This is a genomic window from Vibrio frigidus, from assembly GCF_042465995.1.
Lineage (GTDB): Bacteria > Pseudomonadota > Gammaproteobacteria > Enterobacterales > Vibrionaceae > Vibrio.
Genome location: NZ_JBCDMC010000002.1, coordinates 327,269 through 343,756, shown reverse-complemented (window position 1 = coordinate 343,756; position 16,488 = coordinate 327,269). Strand labels below are relative to the sequence as shown.

Here is a 16,488-nt window from a genome sequence, read left to right as displayed (position 1 = left end):
AAATTGACTCAATTATTAGACAACTTAAAAGCCTTAGATTTCAGCATGATCGCTTTACTCCAAGAAAATGAGATAGATAGCGATGAAATCCTTTCATTGATAAATGAAAGGGAACATATTTTGCAAGAGATTATTTCAACGTTTAAGTCTGCTCCAGATAGTGAGAATTCACAAGATTGGCAAGACGCGATATTGCGGACAAAACAACTTGTCGGATTGGTTCAAACAGAAACCAACCAGTTAGGTGAGCAGCTTAAGAAGTATCGTCACGGTAACAAATCGGTTCAGCGTTACCAACAGTTTTTATAAGAAGAGGAATACCATGCGCGGTTCATTACAAGCATATAAAAAGGTATCTGTAGATAGTCAATTGAGTGCGGCTTCTCCACACAAAGTGATTCAGATGCTGATGGCAGGTGCAATTGAACGCTTGGTGCAGGGCAAAGCCGCGATGGCTCAAGGCAATATCGCCGTTAAAGGTGAGCGCTTGGGTAAGGCACTTGACATTGTTATTAGCCTACGCACCTGTCTTTCTATGGATGAGGGTGGTGACGTCGCCCAAAACTTGGATCAGTTATATGAATTCATGATTACTCAGATCGCATTAGCTAATGTGGAGAGCAATCCTAAAGCTATTGATGACGTGGTTGATATCCTTAGAGAGATAAAATCTGCGTGGGATCAGATACCAAATGAATATCATAACCTGACGGCTGCGGAACTAGGACAGTGATGATTTAATGAATATTAGGTTAAAATACAGTCAATACTGACATTTAGTTTGTTGCCTTATTTCACAGATACCATAAAATAACGCCCATTAGAGCAGAGTTCACTCATCTAGTGGGCTTTTTTTGTTACTGTTCTCACTCAATTGGCTATCGTTAGAAGAAACTTTGTCTAGATTACTCAGCCGATAAGACATCACATTGGAAAATAGATAAAGGCATTTTATTAACGCTATGGATAGATTAGCTAAACTTTTGGTAATTGAAGATGATGAAAAGTTGCAGCTTCAGCTAGCCACAATTCTGGAATTCATCGGAGAGCAAGCTCATATTGTCAAATCGAATCAACTCGATTCTGTCAAATGGTCAACTGAATGGTCTGCTTGTATCTTGGGTTCTATAAACGACAAGAAAGCTGAGATGATCGTTGCTGGAAAGATTCAGAAATCAATCCATATTCCAACCCTTACTCTAGGGAAAAAAATAGATTCAATGTGTGAGTTTCCACATTTTATAGGTGAACTTTTTTCTCCCCTCAATTACACACAACTTACCGATGCTCTTCACCACTGCGCCATATTTTCAGGTAAACAGAGCAGTGAGTTTGCTAGTGGACGTAAAAGTACGCTGTTTAGAAGTTTAGTGGGTGAAAGCGCAGGCATAAAAGAAGTCCGCCATCTGATTGAGCAGGTCGCCATCACAGATGCAAACGTGCTTATTCTTGGCGAGTCTGGAACCGGTAAAGAGGTTGTCGCAAGAAATGTTCATTACCATTCATCAAGACGAAAGGGACCATTTGTGCCGATTAACTGTGGTGCAATCCCCGCTGATCTTTTAGAAAGTGAACTTTTTGGTCATGAAAAAGGCGCATTTACTGGCGCGATTACCGCTAGAAAGGGGCGATTCGAACTGGCAGAAGGCGGTACTATTTTTCTTGACGAAATTGGTGATATGCCAATGTCAATGCAGGTGAAATTGCTGCGTGTTTTGCAAGAGCGATGTTTTGAGCGTGTTGGCGGTAATAGTACCATTAAGGTAAACGTGAGAATTATTGCAGCGACCCATCGAAATTTGGATGAGATGATCAACGACGGTGGCTTTAGAGAGGATCTTTATTACCGTTTAAATGTTTTTCCAATCGAAATGCCCGCATTGCGAGAACGAAGCGAAGATATACCATTGTTGCTGTCTGAACTCATGTCGAGAATGGAAGCGGAAGGAAGTCAAGCAATCAGGTTTGCCCCTAGAGCCGTTGACTCACTTATGGACCATACTTGGCCGGGAAATGTTCGTGAGCTGGCAAATTTGGTTGAACGTATGGTTATCTTGTATCCGAATAAATTGGTTGATGTGACGAACTTACCAACCAAATATCGTTATAGCGATATTCCGGAATTTCAACCAGAGTACAGTTCAAATTCAGAGAGTATTGAAGAACAAGAGCGTGATGTATTGAGCAGCATTTTCTCACCCAATTTTTCATCACAAGAACTTAGTGATGACAACTGCTCCGATGCATACAGTTTGCCTACAGAAGGGCTAAATCTTAAAGAGTACCTCGCTGATCTTGAAGTAGACTTAATCAACCAAGCATTGAATATGCAAGATGGTGTAGTAGCAAGAGCGGCTGATATGTTAGAAATAAGACGAACTACCTTGGTTGAAAAAATGAAAAAGTACAACCTTCAAAGATAACCTGTCAAAAATTCACACTCTTTTGTCAATAAAATGACGCTCCAAGTTTATGTGTAACTTATTGATATATAACATTTAATGGCTTGGCCTGCTAATTGCATGCTAAGCCATTGTTCTATTTATCAGAGATATCGACATGGCATCACTTTCCGTTGGGGAAAATCAAACGCACTTAGGTTCGCTTGAAGAACAGGTGGCAAGGTATAAGCAAGTATTAGATGTTATGCCTGCTGGAGTGATTTTGCTCGATACTCAAGGCGAAGTGAAAGAGGCCAATCCAGAAGCGCAAAAATTACTGGAAGTCCCGTTAGTAGGGCAGAAATGGTATGCGGTTATTCAAAGCGCTTTCTCCCCCAAAGATGATGATGGTCACGAGATCTCATTAAGAAACGGTCGAAAAGTTAGGTTGGCCATTTCAGCCTCATCGACAGGACAGCTTATCCTCATCACTGACTTGACGGAAACTCGTCTATTGCAATCTCGAGTTGGTGATTTACAAAGGTTGTCATCACTTGGTCGAATGGTTGCTTCATTGGCTCATCAAGTTCGTACCCCTCTTTCCAGTGCAATGCTATACGCGTCAAATCTTGGTGCTGCCAACCTTCCCATTCCAACAAGGGAAAGGTTCCAGACAAAATTGATGGACCGTTTACATGACCTAGAAAAACAAGTCAATGACATGCTGTTATTCGCCAAGGGTGGCGATAATAAAGTCGTCAATGCTTTTACGGTGAGTGAACTCGTCTCTGAATTTCAGCCAATGATAGAAACCGCGGTAAAAAATAACCAGATAGATTACTTTCTGGAAGTAGAAAAAGAGGACTTACAGTTACTGGGTAATGCGAATGCGATTGCATCTGCGCTGAGTAATTTGGTCATAAATGCGATACAAATTGCTGGCAAAGAATCGCAGGTAGATGTGTTTCTTAGACCGGTAAATAACGAACTAAAAATATCTGTTCAAGATAGTGGCCCAGGTGTACCTCAAGAACTACAAGCTAAAATTATGGAACCCTTCTTTACCACTCGGTCTCAAGGCACAGGCTTAGGTTTAGCAGTGGTTCAGATGGTTTGTCGCGCTCACAAAGGCCGCTTAGAATTAATATCAGAAGAAGGGGATGGTGCATGCTTCACTATGTACCTTCCCATCGAAACTCACTCTGGAGAAGAATAATGGCTCAAAGCAAAGTGTTAATCGTTGAAGACGATGAGGGTCTACGCGAGGCGTTGGTGGATACTTTAGCCTTAGCTGGTTACGAGTGGATAGAAGCCGATTGTGCTGAAGATGCACTTGTTAAGTTAAAATCTCAAGAGGTTGATATTGTCGTTTCAGATGTGCAAATGGCTGGAATGGGTGGTTTAGCTCTGTTAAGAAATATCAAGCAGCATCGACCTAATCTTCCTGTTCTTCTTATGACCGCTTACGCAAATATTGAAGATGCAGTAGCCGCAATGAAAGAGGGTGCCATTGATTATATGGCCAAACCATTCGCACCAGAAGTGCTCTTAAATATGGTTTCTCGTTATGCACCCGTTAAAAACGATGATAATGGTGACGCGATTGTCGCCGATGAAAAAAGCTTGAAGCTGCTGTTGTTGGCAGATAAGGTCGCAAAAACAGACGCAAACGTGATGATATTAGGCCCAAGTGGCTCAGGTAAAGAAGTGATGTCACGTTACATTCATAATGCTTCAAATAGAAAAAATGGTCCATTTGTCGCGATTAACTGCGCCGCTATTCCAGATAACATGCTAGAAGCCACCTTGTTTGGTTATGAAAAAGGGGCGTTTACCGGCGCGATTCAAGCCTGTCCGGGTAAATTTGAACAAGCTCAAGGTGGCACCATACTACTCGACGAAATCAGCGAGATGGATTTAAGCCTACAAGCGAAACTCTTACGAGTACTGCAAGAGCGAGAAGTGGAACGACTTGGCAGTAGAAAAAGCATCAAGCTTGATGTTCGTGTGCTTGCAACCAGTAACCGAGACTTGAAGCAGTATGTATCGGAAGGTAACTTTCGAGAAGACTTATATTATCGCCTGAACGTCTTTCCAATCTCTTGGCCTCCTCTGACACAACGAAAAGACGACATAGAACCGCTTGCCAAACATTTGGCGGAACGACACTGCCAAAAATTAGGTTCGCCTGTCCCCTCTATTTCAAATAGCGCCATGTCTAAACTATTATGCTATCCGTGGCCGGGTAATGTGCGTGAACTAGACAATGTTATTCAACGTGCACTTATTCTAAGTGAATATGGTGATATTCAAGGTGACCACATACTGCTAGAAGGAGTAGATTGGCACGACGCTAGCAGCCTACAAAGTGTTGTGGAAGCAAGTGGTGTAAATGCACATGGTGTGGCTCCGACGGTTCGTCCTATCGCTGAAGTAAACCCCGAGGTTCCAGTGTCTGCACCTCTTACTAAGAGTATTTTATCTGGAGAAGGGTTAGGCAATGAGCTAAGAGATCAAGAATTTGCCATCATACTTGAGACATTAGTTGAGTGTAATGGTCGACGAAAAGAGATAGCCGAGAAGCTAGGCGTCAGTCCTAGAACCTTGCGTTATAAATTGGCTAAAATGCGTGATGCAGGTATAGAACTTCCTAGCTGATCAACCATTCCCCTTTTGTGTCTGATGCATACTTCTGTGTTGTTGGTTCGTTAATTTTACAGCTTGCTATGGCCTTGAATTTACACAAAGAATGCAAAAGGGTTTATTAGCATTATTGCTTGCACCTAGTTGCTGGCATGCTAATTGCAAATTTAATCTCAGATCAGAATGAAAAGTCAAAAAATTGGCTGGTGGAGATGAAATGAATATTAGTGGAATTCAAGGCGAAATGCAGGCGATGATGCTAGAAGCATCGAATAGTAATCCATTAGCAACAAGTCAGACAGTCAGCGCTGATTTTGGAAAACTACTTAACTCTGCCATTAACAACGTGAACTCTCTGCAAAAAGCATCTAGTGACGTTCAAATGCGTTTCGATAGAGGAGACGAAAATGTGTCTCTATCGGATGTCATGATAGCAAAAAACAAATCAAGCGTTGCTTTTGACGCAACCATCCAAGTTAGAAATAAGCTTGTCGAATCTTATAAACAATTAATGAACATGCCAGTTTAGGTTGGGTGAAAAATAGTGGCTGACGAAAAACAATCAACAGATTTGGCAGTAAGTGATTCAAGTGGTAGCGCATTATTGGCTGGCGCAGGTGGCATGGATAGCTCAATACAAGACCCAGATTTGCATGAAAAAAGTTCCTCAAAGGCCGATTTGGCAATGGGTGATTTAGATCTGCTTCGTCAGGTGGTATTGGTTCTATCCATTTCAATCTGTGTTGCTCTCATTGTCATGCTTTTTTTCTGGGTCAAAGAGCCAGAATTACGTCCTCTCGGGTCATACGAAACCGAAGAATTGATTCCAATTCTTGATTATCTCGATCAGCAAAAGCAAGATTACAAACTGGATGGCAACACCATTTCCATACCAGCAGCTGAATATAGTCAGTTAAAATTGAACTTGGCACGAGCTGGTTTGAATCAGAGCAGTGATGCGGGTGACGACATTCTTCTCAATGATATGGGGTTTGGTGTTTCTCAGCGCCTTGAAAAAGAAAGGTTAAAACTCAGCCGAGAGAGACAATTAGCCGAAGCGATTGAACAGATGCGTCAGATCCGAAAGGCTTCGGTTCTACTTGCATTGCCTCAACAAAGTGTTTTTGTCCGCCACAATCAAGATGCGTCTGCAACAGTATTTGTTACTTTAGCGACAGGCTCTAGCCTAAAGCAAGAAGAGGTCGACTCTATCGTTGATATGGTAGGGAGTGCTGTTCCCGGTATGAAGCCAACACGTGTTACGGTAACGGACCAACATGGACGACTCTTGAGTTCAGGTTCTCAAGACCCTCTAGCGACAGCACGACGTAAAGAACAAGATATAGAAAGAAAACAAGAACAGGCATTAAGAGACAAAATTGATTCTGTTTTAATGCCTATTTTGGGCATTGGAAATTATACCGCTCAAGTGGATGTTCAACTCAATTTTAGTGCTATTGAACAGACACGCAGACAATATGACCCACAAACTCCAGCAACGCGAAGTGAGTACACCCTAGAAGATTACAACAACGGTAGTGTTGTTGCTGGTGTACCGGGGGCATTGAGCAATCAACCGCCAGCGGATGCTTCCATTCCACAAGATGTTGCTCAGATGAAAGACGGGTCTATGCTTGGTCAGGGTTCTGTCCATAAAGAAGCGACGCGTAATTTCGAATTAGATACCACTATCAGCCATGAGAGACGTCAGACGGGGGTCATTGACCGTCAAACAGTTTCGGTTGCGATTAAAAATCGTGCGATTACAAATCCAGATACAGGCGAAGTGACCTATCAGCCATTATCAGAAGGTGAAATCAACGCGATTAAACAAGTGATTATTGGCGCAGTAGGCTTTAGTGAACAACGTGGTGATCTACTGAATGTACTAAGTGTTAAATTTGCTGAACCTGAATTTGCTGAAGTAACAGAATCCGCCATCTGGGATCACCCTAACTTTAATGAGTGGGTCCGTTGGGCAGCAAGTGCTTTGGTTATCATTATTGTTGTTATCGTGTTAATTCGTCCAGCAATGAAGAAATTACTTAATCCACATGATGATGACGAGGCTGTGCAGTATGGCCCTGATGGATTGCCAATCAATGCCGATGGTGAAACCAGCTTAATCGGCAGTGATATTGAAAGTGGTGAAGCGTTTGAATTTGGGTCTGGTATTGATTTACCAAACCTACATAAAGATGAAGATGTGCTCAAAGCCGTTCGAGCACTGGTCGCGAATGAACCTGAGCTAGCGGCTCAGGTCGTTAAAAATTGGTTAATAGCAGATGCCTGATGAAATTGTAAAACGTGAAGAGGGTGGACCTCTAGCGACAACAGAACCCGTTGATATAGCCAATATTCTTGGCGATGAACGAGCGGCAATACTACTACTAAGCTTAAGTGAAGAAGATGCTGCTGGTATCATTCGTCACTTAGAGCCAAAGCAGGTTCAGCGCGTAGGTAGTGCGATGGCACGAGCAAGTGACCTAAATAACGATAAAGTTACGGCCGTACACAGAGCCTTTTTAGAAGATATCCAGAAGTACACCAATATCGGTATGGGTAGTGAAGACTTCATGCGGAAAGCGTTGGTTGCTGCTCTTGGTGAAGACAAAGCGGGTAACCTAGTCGATCAAATCCTGTTGGGAACGGGCTCTAAAGGTCTGGATTCATTGAAATGGATGGACCCACGACAGGTCGCCACCATTATTATTAATGAGCACCCACAGATTCAAACGATCGTTTTGTCTTACTTGGATGCAGATCAGTCCGCCGAAATATTATCTCAGTTCCCTGAGCGAGTCAGGTTAGATCTTATGATGCGTATCGCTAATTTAGAGGAAGTCCAACCATCTGCGTTAGCCGAATTGAACGAAATTATGGAGAAACAGTTTGCTGGTCAAGCTGGCGCTCAAGCTGCGAAAATTGGTGGCCTGAAAGCCGCGGCAGAAATCATGAACTATATGGACAATAGCGTTGAAGGTGTCTTAATCGACCAGATTAGAGACCAAGATGAAGATATGGCAACTCAAATTCAAGATCTGATGTTCGTCTTCGAAAACTTAATCGAAGTGGACGATCAAGGCGTACAAAAACTGTTGCGCGATGTACCGCAAGATGTTCTACAAAAAGCACTAAAAGGTGCCGACGAAGGACTACGCGAGAAGATATTCAAGAACATGTCCAAACGTGCAGCAGAGATGATGCGCGACGACATAGAAGCGATGCCTCCAGTACGGGTTGCGGATGTAGAATCTGCTCAGAAAGAGATCCTGAGCGTGGCAAGAAAGCTGGCCGACAGCGGCGAGATTATGCTGTCTGGCGGTGCCGACGAGTTCTTATAATGGTCATTAAACAAAGCAGGTAATGTATGTCTCTTGAACGGAAAAGAGGATTTTTGCGTCCGGATGAAGACGGCGCATCGGTGAAGCCTGAAAAATGGGGTCTACCAGATTACACCTCAGAGACGCATAAAAACGCTAAAGAGACGGCGTTTAATTACGATCCTGGTTGGATACCCGATTTCGATGAACCAGCAACAGCAATACCCGTTGAATTGACCGAATCTGCCATTGAAGAGATAAAGAAAAGCGCGCATCAAGAAGGCTATCATCAGGGACAAGAAGCGGGATTTAACGCCGGGTATGAGAAAGGCAAAGAACAAGGGGTACAAGAAGGCCAAATAGAAGGTCTAGAACTGGGTAAAGCCGAAGGAATTCAAGAAGGGCAAGAATTTATAAAGCAACAAGTTGACCACTTCATGAATCTGGCAAATCAGTTTGCTCAACCACTAGAGCTGATGAATGCTCAAGTAGAAAAACAGTTGGTTGAAATGGTACTCACATTAACCAAAGAAGTGGTGCGTATTGAAGTGCAAACCAACCCTCAAGTTATCTTAGATACCATTAAAGAATCGGTTGAAGCATTACCGATTTCTGGTCACGCCATAACGTTTAAGCTTAATCCAGAGGATGTCTCTATCGTTCAATCGGCCTACGGTGACGAAGAGCTTAATTGTCGCAATTGGACTTTAGCGAGCGAACCTTCGCTCAATCGAGGTGATGTCCAAATAGAAGCGGGTGAATCTAGTGTAAGTTTTAAAATGGAAGAGCGTATACGTTCTGTTATTCACTCTTTCTGCAGTGCAAATCGCTTCCAGGGAAATGAGTAATGTTAGCGCTTGCTGAACGACTATCTAACTATAAAACTCATGGCTTAACCACGCGAGCCATTGCCTCAGGAAAATTGGTTAGGGTTGTCGGTTTAACTCTAGAGGCTACCGGTTGTCGGGCACCGATAGGCAGTTTGTGTCAGGTAGAAACATTGAATGGCGTAATGGAAGCCGAAGTGGTTGGTTTTTCAGGCGAAAATCTATATTTAATGCCCAGTGAACAGATCGCCGGAATTTTACCTGGTGCAAAAGTGACCCCAATTACAACTGAAGGCGGGTTAGCAGTAGGAATGGAGTTGCTGGGTCGTGTTCTTGACGGTGTTGGCAATCCGATTGATGGGCTAGGCGAGATCTACACAGAGCAGCGCGCTTCATTCACCTCTGAACCGATTAATCCATTGTTACGAAAACCGATCACTGAACCTCTGGATGTAGGATTAAAAGCAATAAACGGCTTATTGACAGTAGGTAAAGGGCAACGCATCGGGCTTTTTGCCGGTTCTGGTGTGGGTAAATCGGTTACGCTAGGAATGATGACCAGAGGAACCACCGCACAGGTTGTGGTGGTTGGGTTGATTGGTGAACGTGGTCGAGAAGTTAAAGAGTTTATCGAAGAAATACTAGGTGAAGATGGTCGGAGGCGTTCAGTTGTCGTTGCTGCTCCAGCCGATTCTTCACCATTGATGCGCCTAAAGGGTTGCCAAACCGCACTCACAATAGCGGAATACTTTCGTGACCAAGGCCTCGATGTGCTCCTCTTAATGGATTCATTGACTCGCTTTGCTCAAGCTCAGAGAGAGATCGCATTATCTGTTGGCGAGCCACCCGCCACAAAAGGTTACCCGCCTTCTGTATTCGCTAAGTTACCAGCTTTGGTTGAAAGAGCCGGTAACGGGAGTCCTGAGCAGGGCTCCATTACCGCATTTTTTACCGTTTTAACTGAAGGTGATGACCTTCAGGACCCTATTGCTGATGCATCACGGGCAATTCTTGATGGGCATATTGTTCTCTCTAGAGAGATGGCCGACGCAGGTCACTATCCCGCCATTGATGTTGAGAAATCAGTAAGTCGTGTTATGCCTCAGATTACCGATGATGAGCATATGCTGATGTCGAAAACGGTTCGCCAAATACTCTCTATTTGCCGTAAGAATCAAGACTTGGTTTCTATTGGTGCATACAAGCCAGGAACCAATCCCGCAATAGATAGCGCGTTTACTATAAAGCCAACTCTAGATCAGTATCTGCAACAGAGTATGAAAGAGTCCGTTCCATACGGAATGTGTGTGCATATGTTACGTAATATTTTACAGTCATCGGATAGTAACTAATGGAAAATGCATTAGATTTTTTGTTAGAACAGGCCAACGAACGCGAGAATAACGCAGTGCTTGCACTCAATAAAGCACGCTCAGAGTTAGATGATTATTACAAACAAGTTGCTCAGATCGAGCGATACCGATTGGATTATTGCCATCAGTTGATTGACCGTGGAAAAAATGGTTTATCGGCGAGTGAATACGGACATCTTAACCGCTTTTTGACTCAGTTGGATAATACACTTAAAAAACAACGTGAGGCAGAAGGACACTTCAAATCTCAAGTCGACAACTGCCAAGACCATTGGCTAGAGACAAGAAAACAGAAGCGCTCGTATGACTGGATGATAGAGAAAAAGCGCAAAGAGAAACAGAAAATAGAAAACTATCTCGAACAGAAACAGATGGACGAGTTTACGACACTGCAATATGCGCGTGGAAAGACCCATTTATAAATCATAAACCAGCCATCTAAGTGGTTCTCTATTGCTTGGTCTGATTTTTGCATTTCTACCCTGTTAAGAGTGACAAGCGGCAATAAGACGTTTTGGCCATAAGTTGGAACCGAGTAACCGTTCCTTTGTAGAAAACGCGTAAGAGACTGTTTATATGAATCAAACCTCCTTATCTGTAAGTGATGTCGGAAAAACTAGCACACGCCTGCAAACGGGCGCAAGCGACGCAATTGCCCCTTCTGATTCTGCCGAATCGGGAAGTTTTTTGAGTGCTTTAGGTGCTATTTTTCAATCTGAAACGGAATCGACCGAAGAAACTAAGGCGCTTAAGACAGACATGTCAGAAGCGGAAGTGAGTATACAAGGTGTCGATGCGCTTATTGATAGTGACGTCGTCGTTGAAGGCGAAGGTGAGGGAGACGAAAGCGCTAAAGCAAAACCTGACTCGGAGAGTTCTCAGTTATCATCCTCTGCTGAGAGTGATGAAGCCGTAAACAAATTGCCGCTTAGCGACACCTCGCCCGATCAAGACAAAGCAGCAAAAACAATGAGCGAAGGCAATGAGCTTCTAGAAAGACTTGACGACTCTAGTCAGGCACTTAAAAATGAAGACGGCAAACTTTTTCCTCAGGAATCTAAAAGTGCGGAAGAAGCCCCCCATAAACTGGAAGAAGATCCTACCTTAAGTCAATTTATAGAGAAGTCGACATCCCAAAACCAAGATTCTGTTCAACTGCAAGATTCAAAAGTGTCAGGTCAATTGCCTGAAGAAAAATTGGTCCAGAGTGAATCATTAGAATCGTCGTCTCAATCTATTCCCTCGCTAGAACGTAACGGTCAAGAAGATGATGTTGAACTAGATCAAGTGGTGTTGATGGGCAAACGCTCTCAACAGAAAGATGAAAATGCTTCTACGGATGAGGCCGTTGGTGTGAGTGGGAATCGAGGTGTACCAAGTGAGTTACAAAAAGAGCTTGTGCTACAAAATGGAAAGGATGCCACTCAACAACTGGAACATGGTGCAACTCAGCAATCCTTAAAGGAACAAGTGGACCCTGTTGAAGGGGTAGCCGCATCTAAAGGAAAGCCAATATTACAATCCACAGAAGAACTGATCTGGGGTAATACTCAAACGGATGTCGAAACAGAAGAGGCACTTGCCACGATAGGCATCGCTTCAGTAGGAACCGTATTGGCGAAAGCAGATAAAGCACAAATCGAGGCTACGATGGCTCAGTTGAATCTGAGCGATGTAGATATAGAAGCGTTATCGCCAGAAGAGTTAGAATATTTAATTCAGGTAACCAATTCCAACGTGCAACCGGAGCCGCTAAAAGCGTCCACAGAGTTAGCCAAGCCAACGGCCGTTGCAACGGCCGCAGCGCAGCAGTTACATACACCACAGTATTTACAACAATATGCTGCTCAAACGCAAAGCTTAGACAAGGCACCATTGCTCGCTCAAACACCAGTGACTGCCGCGGAACTTAATAATGCTCAGTTGCACCAAACACAACCCTTTAATCCGACTCAGGTTATAGTTGCAAATAATGCGAACTCTCAGCAACATATGATGAAAACCGCATTGGCTACTACTGGCGTTGCAGGTGCGATGAAGTCTGGGAGCAAGAGTGACGATAAAGAGAGTGGGCTGTCTCAACAACTCTCTGGACTGGCGGCACAACAAGGATTGCAACAGGCACAGCTTAAGACCGGTATTCAACAAGCGGTACAACAATCGCCATTACAGCTCTCTCGTGAAGTCGCCGGAGAGAAGCTTTCAGATCAAGTACAAATGATGCTGTCAAAAAATCTTAAAAATATTGATATTCGCCTCGACCCACCGGAATTGGGTAGAATGCAGATTAGAATGACGATGAACGGAGATGCAGCTTCGGTTCAATTTACCGTTGCAAACCAGCAAGCCCGAGATATTGTGGAACAAGCGATGCCACGGTTAAGAGAGATGCTTGCTCAACAAGGTTTACAATTGTCTGATTCATCCGTTCATCAACAAAATTCTGGTCAGCAGCAAGGGCAATATGCGTCAAATGAGTCGAATAATCCGAACGGTACGAATGGATTATTGGGAGAGGGCGGCGCAAATGTTGACGAAAGCATCAATCTTGACGTGAATATTAAATCAAAAGATGATGGAATCAGTTTTTACGCTTAATATTTTGGTATCCCCTATGGATTTATCAGTGTATAAGTCTTTGAAAATGGAATAATTTGAGATTGCTATGGCAGATGCGCAACAAGTAAACGGTGGAGATGCACCGAAAGGTAAGAGTAAAATGATGATTATCATCATTGCTGTAGTGGTATTGATTGCCGTTGGTGGAGGTGCTGCGTTCTTTTTTCTAGGTTCCGATAGTGCTGATTCGTCGAATGATCAGCGCACCGCAAGCCAAATGGGACTACCCGAACCCGCATCTTACGTGAATATTCCACAACCTTTTCTGTTTAGTGCACCTGGAAAACAGCGAGATAGGTTGGTACAGATTAAAGTTCAAGTGATGGTACGTGGTATAAAAAATGAAGATCTCGCAAGACATCATTCACCATTAATTGAAAGTACAATTTTAAACACCTTGGCGACAACGACAGTTGAGCAGCTTAGAACGCCGACAGGTCGAACTGAGCTACGTAACCAAGCGACGGAAAATATTCGAGCAACCATGACGGAATTAGTTGGGCAACCTGTTATCGAAAAGGTGCTATTCACTGATTTTGTAATTCAATAGGTTTCAAGTGACAGACTTATTATCCCAAGACGAAATTGATGCGCTGCTGCATGGCGTTGATGATGTAGATGACGCAGAGGACGAACTGGATACGGATGTTGAAGGAACCGTCAGTTTCGACTTTTCTTCACAAGACCGAATCGTTCGTGGTCGAATGCCGACCCTGGAGCTTATCAATGAACGTTTTGCTCGCCACATGCGAGTCAGCTTGTTCAATATGTTACGTAAAACGGCAGAGGTTTCGATCAACGGCGTCCAAATGATGAAGTTTGGTGAATACCAAAACACATTATACGTACCGACGAGTCTTAATATGGTTCGATTTAGACCATTAAAAGGGACGGCGCTGGTTACCATGGAAGCGCGTCTGGTTTTCATTTTGGTAGAGAATTTTTTTGGTGGCGACGGCCGGTTTCACGCTAAGATTGAAGGGCGGGAATTCACACCGACGGAACGAAGAATTATTCAACTGCTTTTAAAGGTCGTCTTTGAGGATTACAAAGAAGCTTGGTCTCCAGTCATGGGCGTTGAATTTGAATACCTCGATTCCGAAGTTAACCCAAGTATGGCGAATATTGTCAGTCCGACAGAAGTTATTGTCGTCAGTTCTTTCCATATCGAAGTAGATGGCGGTGGCGGTGATTTTCATGTCGTGATGCCATACTCAATGGTTGAGCCTATACGTGAATTACTCGATGCGGGTGTTCAGTCAGATAAGATGGAAACGGATATCCGTTGGAGCTCTGCGCTGAGAGATGAGATTATGGATGTACCAGTCAATTTTAGGGTTAATTTGCTTGAAAAAAATATTTCATTGAGAGATCTCATGGAGTTAAGGCCTGGTGACGTTATACCCATCGATATGCCTGAAAATGCGACTATGTTCGTGGAAGAACTGCCTACCTATCGAGTAAAAATGGGGCGTTCAAGCGAAAAACTGGCTGTACAGGTTTCTGAAAAGATAAAACGACCGGATGTTGTTAAGACGGATATTGCTTTCTTAGGAAAAGATATCATGTCAGAAATTGGTAGTGCTTCATCCGATTCGGACGACGATTAGAAAATAAGTAAATAAAATAATAGGTAGATGACAATGGAACCGAGTGACGACCAAAAACTAGCAGACGAATGGGCAGCTGCACTAGGTGAAGACCCCGCAGCGATGGGCGGTTCAAATGAAGCGGAACTCGCTCCGTTAGAAGAGCTTTCTGACCAATCAACGCCAATTTCAGAAGATGAACGTCGTAAACTTGATACGATAATGGATATTCCGGTGACGATTTCTATGGAAGTAGGTCGCTCACAAATTAGTATCCGTAACCTTCTTCAATTGAACCAAGGCTCAGTGGTAGAACTAGACAGAATTGCAGGAGAATCGTTAGACGTAATGGTCAACGGTACTTTGATTGCCCACGGGGAAGTCGTCGTCGTCAATGATAAGTTTGGTATTCGGTTAACCGATGTAATCAGTCAAACTGAACGAATCAAGAAACTTAGATAGTATTGTAATGAAACGAATATTATGACAATAAACAGAACGCTGGTCGGTACGTTATTTTTTCTACCTTTTCCTGTACTGGCGGCTGCACCACAGCTGGATTTGCTTACGACATTTGGCTCTCTTGCTGTCGTTATCGCGCTTATTTTCGCGTTGGCGTGGTTACTAAAAAAAATGCGTTTACCTACAATGGGAAATCAAAAAGGACTTTCCGTTGTCAGGCAAATTTCAGTAGGGACGCGGGAACGTATTGCGGTCATAAAAGTTGGGGAAGAACAGTTTCTTGTTGGTATTACCTCACAAGCCATCAATTTGATTTCTCGATTGGATAAACCCATTGATGATGAGCCGATAGAAACAAGTCAGTTTGCCAATCAATTTAGCCAGTTACTAAAAAAAAATGATAAAAAATAACGTTGTCGCTGCTCTTATAGCAGCGTTTGTGTTTCTTCTATACGCGCCAATATCTGTCGCTCAAGAAGAACTAGAAACGCCCATATCAGCGAATGCTTTGGGTGCTGAGAATATCCTTGTGACTGCGCTTGAGCAAAGTAATGGCGCGTCCAGTACGAGTGCTTCTGGTAGTGTGTCTGGCGGGACGGGTATTCCAGCGTTTACCATGACAACGAATCCTGATGGCAGTGAAGATTATTCTGTTAATCTTCAGATACTGGCGTTGATGACGATGCTCGGTTTCTTGCCGGCTATGGTCATTTTAATGACCTCATTTACCCGAATTGTCGTGGTCATGTCAATCCTTCGGCAAGCGATGGGATTACAGCAAACGCCCTCTAATCAAGTTATCGTTGGCATCGCTATCTTTTTAACCTTTTTCATTATGTCCCCTGTTATCGACGAGGTAAATAAAACGGCGGTTCAACCTTATTTGAACGAACAAATTTCGGCACGAGAGGCATTTGATTCCGCACAGGAACCAATGAGATCTTTCATGCTCAAACAGACTCGACTCAAGGATCTTGAAACGTTCGTTAATATTTCAGGTTCTCAAGCAGAAAACCCGGAAGATGTCTCGTTGGCGGTTCTTATCCCGGCGTTTATTACTTCTGAACTCAAAACCGCTTTCCAGATTGGCTTTATGCTATTTCTGCCATTTTTGATTATTGATTTAGTGGTCGCTTCGATACTGATGGCAATGGGTATGATGATGTTGTCACCCATGATCGTTTCATTGCCATTCAAATTGATGCTCTTTGTCTTAGTCGATGGATGGAACCTGATACTTTCTACCCTAGCGGGCAGTTTTGCGTTATAGC

The 16,488-nt window shown here is 43.4% G+C and carries 17 protein-coding genes; all 17 read left to right on the top strand.

What is annotated here, in order from left to right:
* Positions 1-3: 3 nt before the first annotated feature.
* The 17 genes from AACW90_RS05085 to fliP all read left to right on the top strand — a co-directional run bounded on the left by AACW90_RS05085 (position 4) and on the right by fliP (position 16,487).
* Positions 4-309, top strand: a complete 306-nt coding sequence (locus AACW90_RS05085; RefSeq protein ID WP_390231726.1) for a flagellar protein FliT — start codon at positions 4-6, stop codon at positions 307-309.
* 13 nt (positions 310-322) lie between these two features.
* A complete protein-coding gene (gene fliS, locus AACW90_RS05080; protein ID WP_390231723.1) occupies positions 323-733 on the top strand; it encodes a flagellar export chaperone FliS in 411 nt (136 codons plus the stop codon).
* 229 nt (positions 734-962) lie between these two features.
* A complete protein-coding gene (locus AACW90_RS05075) occupies positions 963-2,423 on the top strand; it encodes a sigma-54 dependent transcriptional regulator (protein ID WP_390231720.1) in 1,461 nt (486 codons plus the stop codon).
* A gap of 136 nt (positions 2,424-2,559) precedes the next feature.
* Entirely contained in the window at positions 2,560-3,597 is a 1,038-nt protein-coding gene (locus AACW90_RS05070; protein ID WP_390231717.1) for a sensor histidine kinase, read from the top strand.
* Positions 3,597-5,039, top strand: coding sequence for a sigma-54-dependent transcriptional regulator (locus AACW90_RS05065; protein WP_390231714.1), 1,443 nt, complete (start codon positions 3,597-3,599; stop codon positions 5,037-5,039). The genes AACW90_RS05070 and AACW90_RS05065 overlap by 1 nt, the downstream gene beginning before the upstream one ends.
* A 202-nt stretch (positions 5,040-5,241) precedes the next feature.
* Positions 5,242-5,553: a flagellar hook-basal body complex protein FliE gene (fliE, locus tag AACW90_RS05060; protein ID WP_195703959.1), complete on the top strand. Its 312-nt coding sequence runs from the start codon at positions 5,242-5,244 to the stop codon at positions 5,551-5,553.
* Between the two features lie 15 nt (positions 5,554-5,568).
* Positions 5,569-7,317 carry a flagellar basal-body MS-ring/collar protein FliF gene (fliF, locus tag AACW90_RS05055; protein ID WP_390231710.1) on the top strand — a complete coding sequence of 583 codons (1,749 nt, stop codon included), beginning with the start codon at positions 5,569-5,571 and terminating at the stop codon, positions 7,315-7,317.
* Positions 7,310-8,368: a flagellar motor switch protein FliG gene (fliG, locus tag AACW90_RS05050; RefSeq protein ID WP_195703957.1), complete on the top strand. Its 1,059-nt coding sequence runs from the start codon at positions 7,310-7,312 to the stop codon at positions 8,366-8,368. The genes fliF and fliG overlap by 8 nt, the downstream gene beginning before the upstream one ends.
* A gap of 26 nt (positions 8,369-8,394) precedes the next feature.
* Entirely contained in the window at positions 8,395-9,195 is an 801-nt protein-coding gene (fliH, locus tag AACW90_RS05045; protein WP_390231706.1) for a flagellar assembly protein FliH, read from the top strand.
* Positions 9,195-10,526: a flagellar protein export ATPase FliI gene (fliI, locus tag AACW90_RS05040; protein ID WP_390231703.1), complete on the top strand. Its 1,332-nt coding sequence runs from the start codon at positions 9,195-9,197 to the stop codon at positions 10,524-10,526. The genes fliH and fliI overlap by 1 nt, the downstream gene beginning before the upstream one ends.
* Positions 10,526-10,969: a flagellar export protein FliJ gene (fliJ, locus tag AACW90_RS05035; RefSeq protein ID WP_390231700.1), complete on the top strand. Its 444-nt coding sequence runs from the start codon at positions 10,526-10,528 to the stop codon at positions 10,967-10,969. Before fliI ends, fliJ begins: the two co-directional genes overlap by 1 nt.
* A gap of 154 nt (positions 10,970-11,123) precedes the next feature.
* Positions 11,124-13,145, top strand: coding sequence for a flagellar hook-length control protein FliK (locus tag AACW90_RS05030; RefSeq protein ID WP_390231697.1), 2,022 nt, complete (start codon positions 11,124-11,126; stop codon positions 13,143-13,145).
* A 67-nt stretch (positions 13,146-13,212) separates the two neighbouring features.
* A complete protein-coding gene (gene fliL, locus AACW90_RS05025) occupies positions 13,213-13,716 on the top strand; it encodes a flagellar basal body-associated protein FliL (protein ID WP_390231694.1) in 504 nt (167 codons plus the stop codon).
* Positions 13,717-13,723: 7 nt separating this feature from the next.
* Positions 13,724-14,776, top strand: coding sequence for a flagellar motor switch protein FliM (fliM, locus tag AACW90_RS05020; protein ID WP_275134473.1), 1,053 nt, complete (start codon positions 13,724-13,726; stop codon positions 14,774-14,776).
* Between the two features lie 33 nt (positions 14,777-14,809).
* Positions 14,810-15,217: a flagellar motor switch protein FliN gene (gene fliN, locus AACW90_RS05015; RefSeq protein ID WP_195703950.1), complete on the top strand. Its 408-nt coding sequence runs from the start codon at positions 14,810-14,812 to the stop codon at positions 15,215-15,217.
* Positions 15,218-15,238: 21 nt separating this feature from the next.
* Positions 15,239-15,628 (top strand): flagellar biosynthetic protein FliO, encoded by a 390-nt coding sequence (gene fliO / locus AACW90_RS05010; protein ID WP_390231689.1) that lies wholly within the window; start codon positions 15,239-15,241, stop codon positions 15,626-15,628.
* Positions 15,615-16,487, top strand: coding sequence for a flagellar type III secretion system pore protein FliP (gene fliP / locus AACW90_RS05005; RefSeq protein ID WP_390231686.1), 873 nt, complete (start codon positions 15,615-15,617; stop codon positions 16,485-16,487). The genes fliO and fliP overlap by 14 nt, the downstream gene beginning before the upstream one ends.
* Position 16,488: the final 1 nt, after the last annotated feature.